The organism is Cobetia sp. SIMBA_158 (assembly GCF_046566945.1).
In the GTDB taxonomy this organism is placed as follows: Bacteria; Pseudomonadota; Gammaproteobacteria; order Pseudomonadales; family Halomonadaceae; genus Cobetia; species Cobetia amphilecti.
In genome coordinates this window covers 1-260 of record NZ_JAWJYL010000594.1, presented here as the reverse complement: position 1 = coordinate 260, position 260 = coordinate 1, and the positions used below count along the sequence as shown (strand labels likewise).

Annotated in this window: 1 pseudogene; it reads right to left on the bottom strand. The window is 49.6% G+C overall.

What is annotated here, in order from left to right:
* Positions 1-260: pseudogene (locus R2R70_RS21215) on the bottom strand (hypothetical protein); the annotation flags it as partial.

The following is a 260-nucleotide window of genomic DNA, read 5'->3' as shown; positions in this document are numbered from 1 at the left end:
CGGTGGCTGCGTAAGACGATACTGATATCGTCAATGTCGAAATAGTAATGGATTTCTTTGGCGACTTCGCTGACCAGTTCGTCCATATCCAGGCGGGAAAGCACCGCGTTGGTGATGGCGACCAGGATGCGGAAGTTATCGCGTTCCCGGCATAACAACTCATAGTCGACATTGTTAACGACGCGGCTCTGGATTTGTTCGGTGACGACAGAAACGATCTGCGTAAATGTTTGCAGACGATTGAACTCTTTTTCGCTCCA